Here is a 4,517-nt window from a genome sequence, read left to right on the forward strand (position 1 = left end):
ATGACCGATATTAGACGCACGCCCTTGTACGATTTGCATGTTGAGTTGGGTGGTAAGATGGTTGATTTTGCGGGTTGGGAGATGCCTGTCCAGTATCCGCTGGGGATCATGGGAGAGCATAAGCAGTGTCGTGAGAAGGCGGCGTTGTTTGATGTGTCTCACATGGGTCAGGTGATTTTGCGCGGTGAGAATGTGGGTGAGAAGCTGGAAGCTTTGTGTCCGCAGGCTTATGCGACGCTGAAGGAAGGTAAGGCGCGGTACGGGTTCTTTACCAATGCCGAAGGCGGGATCATGGATGACCTGATCGTGTCGAATGCGGGGGATCATTACTTTGTGGTGGTGAACGCGGCGCTGCGGCATCAGGACATTCCGCATATGCGCGACAATCTGGACGGCGTCGAAGTGACCGAGATCTTCGACCGCGCACTGGTGGCTGTGCAAGGTCCCGCAGCGGAAAACGTGGTGGGGGAACTCTGCCCTGCCGCCCGCGATCTGAAGTTCATGGAAACCACGGTGGCCGATATCAACGGTGTCGAGTGCCGCATCTCGCGCCTGGGCTATACCGGCGAGGATGGGTATGAGATCTCGATCCCCGAGGACAAGGCGATTGAGATCAGCAAAGCCTTCCTGGCGCATGAAGATTGCGAACCAGCGGGTCTGGGCGCGCGCGACAGCCTGCGGCTCGAGGCGGGGCTGTGCCTCTATGGCAATGACATTGATCAGAGCACCTCGCCCATCGAAGCATCCTTGGGCTGGGCCATTCAGAAACGCCGCAAGGAAGAAGGCGGCTTTCCGGGCGCGGATCGCGTGCAAAAGGAACTGGCCGAGGGCGCAGCCCGCAAGCTGGTGGGCATCAAGCCCGAAGGCCGGGCACCGGCGCGTCAGGGCGTCGAGGTGCAATGCCTTGAGGGCAACACGATTGGTCAGATCACCTCGGGCAGCTTTGGCCCCACGGTGGGTGGCCCGGTTGCGATGGGCTATGTGAGCAAAGGCCATGGCGCGCCCGGTGAGAAGGTGAATCTGATCATCCGGGGCAAGGCGCAACCGGCCGAGATCGTGGCGCTGCCCTTCGTCACACAGAATTACAAGCGTTGAAGTCAGGAGAGAGACAAGATGGCAACCTATTATTCCGAAGAACATGAATGGCTGACCGTTGAGGGCGACACCGCCACGCTGGGCATCACCAAACACGCGGCAGAACAGCTGGGTGAGGTGGTGTTTGTCGAGCAGCAGGAAGTGGGCGACGAGTTCGAGAAAGACGGCGAGATCGGCGTGATCGAATCCGTCAAAGCCGCCTCGGAACTTTACGCCCCGGTCGATGGCGAGATCGTCGAAGTGAACGAAGCGCTGGCCGACAACCCCGGCGCGCTGAACGACGACCCCGAGGGCGAAGCCTGGATCTACAAGGTCAAGATTGCGGACGCGTCGCAGCTTGAAGACCTGATGGACGAGGCCGGATACAAAGCCTTCATCGGCTGACCCAAACCCGGAGCCCCGTCTTTGGGGCTCCCCCGCTTCATCTTTTTCCAAATACTCCCGCCGGAGGCTCCCGCAGTCTCCGCCGGCCCTGACCTATCCGTGAGGAGCGCAAAGATGGCCTTCAAACTGACCGACTACGAAGCCTATGACTTCGCCAATCGCCGCCACATTGGCCCGTCGCCCACCGAGATGCGCGACATGCTCAAGGTGATCGGCTTCAAGACGCTGGACGAACTGATCGACGCCACCGTCCCGCCCGCGATCCGGCAGAAAGAGCCGCTGGACTGGGGTCCGGCGATGACCGAGCGCGATGCGCTGTTCCACATGAAAGAGGTGGCGAGCAAGAACAAGGTTCTGACCTCGCTGATCGGTCAGGGCTATTACGGCACCACCACCCCCGCGCCGATCCTGCGCAACATTCTGGAAAACCCGGCCTGGTACACCGCCTACACGCCGTACCAGCCTGAGATCAGCCAGGGCCGTCTTGAGGCGCTGTTGAACTTCCAGACCATGGTCTCTGACCTGACCGGGCTTGACGTGGCCAACGCGTCCCTGCTGGACGAAGCCACAGCGGCTGCCGAAGCCATGGCGATGGCCAAGCGTGGCGGGCGTTCGAAAGCCAACAACGCGGCCTTTTTTGTCGACAAGAACTGCCACCCGCAGACCATCGCGGTCATTAAGACGCGCGCCGAGCCTCTGGGCATCGACGTGCAGGTGGGTGATCCCGACAGCCTGGATGCGGGCGCGGTCTTTGGCGCGATCTTCCAATACCCCGGCACCCACGGTCACGTGCGCGACTTCACCGCCGAGATCGCGGCCCTGCACGAACATAAAGCCATCGCCATCGTCGCTGCTGACATCCTGTCTCTGGCGCTGCTGAAGTCACCGGGTGAGATGGGCGCGGATATCGCCATCGGCTCGACCCAGCGCTTTGGCGTTCCGATGGGCTATGGCGGCCCGCACGCCGCCTATATGGCAACCACCGACAAGCTGAAGCGTTCGATGCCGGGCCGGATCATCGGTGTGTCCATCGACAGCCGTGGCAACAAGGCCTACCGCCTGTCGCTGCAGACCCGCGAGCAGCACATTCGCCGCGAGAAGGCGAACTCGAACGTCTGCACCGCGCAGGCGCTGCTGGCTGTCATTGCCTCGATGTATGCGGTCTATCACGGCCCTGACGGTATCAAGGCCATCGCACAATCGGTGCACCGCAAGACCTCGCGCCTGGCCGCTGGTCTGGAAGAGGCAGGCTTCTCGGTCGAACCCGAGGTGTTCTTCGACACCATCACGGTCGAGGTTGGTCATCTGCAGAAGACCGTCATGGAAGCTGCCGTGGCCCGTGGCGTCAACCTGCGCAAGGTTGGCGAGACCAAGGTCGGCATCAGCCTGGACGAACAGACCCGCCCTGAGACCATCGAGGCCGTCTGGGGTGCCTTTGGCATCGACCGCACCGATGACAGCTCGAATAAGCAATACCGCCTGCCGGACTATGCGCTGCGGGAAAGCGAGTACCTGACCCACCCGATCTTCCACAAGAACCGGGCCGAGGCCGAGATCACCCGCTATATGCGCCGTCTGGCCGACCGCGATCTGGCGCTGGACCGGGCGATGATCCCGCTGGGCTCGTGCACCATGAAGCTGAATGCCACGATCGAGATGATCCCGGTCACCTGGCCCGAGTTTGGCAATCTGCACCCGTTCTGCCCCGAAGATCAGGCGCAGGGCTATCACGAGATGATTGCCGATCTGAACGACAAGCTGTGCCAGATCACCGGTTATGACGCGATCTCCCAGCAGCCCAACTCGGGCGCGCAGGGCGAGTATGCGGGCCTTCTGACCATCCGCAACTATCACTTCGCCCGTGGGCAGGGGCAGCGCAATGTCTGCCTGATCCCAACCTCGGCGCATGGCACCAACCCGGCTTCGGCCCAGATGGTGGGCTGGCAGGTTGTGCCGGTTCTGGCAGATGAGAACGGCAATATCGATGTGGCCGACTTCCGCGCCAAGGCGGAAAAGCATTCGGACAACCTTGCCGCCTGCATGATCACCTACCCGTCGACCCATGGCGTGTTCGAGACCACCGTGCAGGAGGTCTGCCAGATCACCCATGACCATGGCGGTCAGGTCTATATCGACGGGGCCAACATGAACGCCATGGTGGGTCTGTCACGTCCGGGTGACATTGGTGGTGACGTCAGCCACCTGAACCTGCACAAGACCTTCTGCATCCCGCATGGCGGGGGCGGCCCCGGCATGGGTCCGATCGGCGTCAAGGCGCATCTGGAAGAGCACCTGCCCGGTCACCCGGAATACGGCACCGCCGTGGGTCCGGTCTCGGCGGCGCCTTTCGGCTCGCCCTCGATCCTGCCGGTCAGTTGGGCTTATGTGCTGCTGATGGGTGGCGCGGGTCTGACGCAGGCGACCAAAGTGGCGATCCTGAACGCCAACTACATCGCGGCGCGGCTCAAGGATGCCTATCCGATCCTCTACACCTCGGAAACGGGGCGTGTGGCGCATGAATGCATTCTCGACACAAGACCGCTGGACGAAGCGGCGCATGTCACCGTCGACGATGTGGCCAAGCGTCTGGTCGATTCAGGCTTCCACGCGCCGACCATGAGCTGGCCGGTGGCGGGCACCCTGATGGTGGAACCCACGGAATCGGAACCCATGGCCGAACTGGATCGTTTCTGCGATGCCATGCTATCCATCCGGGCGGAAGCGCAGGACATCATCGACGGCAAGATCGACGCGGAGAACAACCCGCTGAAAAACGCCCCCCACACGGTGCGCGATCTGGTCGGCGATTGGGACCGCCCCTACACCCGTGAACAGGCCTGCTTCCCTCCGGGCTCCATGGGCGTCGACAAATACTGGTCCCCCGTCAACCGCGTCGACAACGCATATGGCGACAGAAACCTCGTCTGCACATGCCCCCCAATGGAAGAATACCTCGACGCAGCCGAGTAAACCCAAAACAAAACCCCGCCAAATCAATGGCGGGGTTTTCGCCAATCGGAAACAATCGTTCCGATGTG

3 protein-coding genes are annotated in these 4,517 nt (G+C 61.8%); all 3 read left to right on the forward strand.

The annotated features are described in order from the left end of the window. On the forward strand, positions 1–1,095 hold a 1,095-nt coding region (gcvT, locus tag ACR0EV_RS23960), incomplete at its 5' end, for a glycine cleavage system aminomethyltransferase GcvT (RefSeq protein WP_480802406.1). Positions 1,096–1,113: 18 nt separating this feature from the next. After that, positions 1,114–1,479 (forward strand): glycine cleavage system protein GcvH, encoded by a 366-nt coding sequence (gene gcvH / locus ACR0EV_RS23965; protein ID WP_171096793.1) that lies wholly within the window; start codon positions 1,114–1,116, stop codon positions 1,477–1,479. 114 nt (positions 1,480–1,593) lie between these two features. Next, the gene (gene gcvP, locus ACR0EV_RS23970; protein ID WP_480802407.1) at positions 1,594–4,449 is read left to right on the forward strand and encodes an aminomethyl-transferring glycine dehydrogenase; all 2,856 of its coding nucleotides are present in this window, start codon (positions 1,594–1,596) and stop codon (positions 4,447–4,449) included. The last annotated feature ends 68 nt before the right edge of the window (positions 4,450–4,517 follow it).

The organism is Ruegeria sp. CF8, from assembly GCF_056537285.1.

Coding starts and splice junctions, on each gene's coding strand:
- gcvH (WP_171096793.1), top strand. CDS start 1,114: ATGGCAACCTATTATTCCGAAGAACATGAATGGCTGACCGTTGAGGGC.
- gcvP (WP_480802407.1), top strand. CDS start 1,594: ATGGCCTTCAAACTGACCGACTACGAAGCCTATGACTTCGCCAATCGC.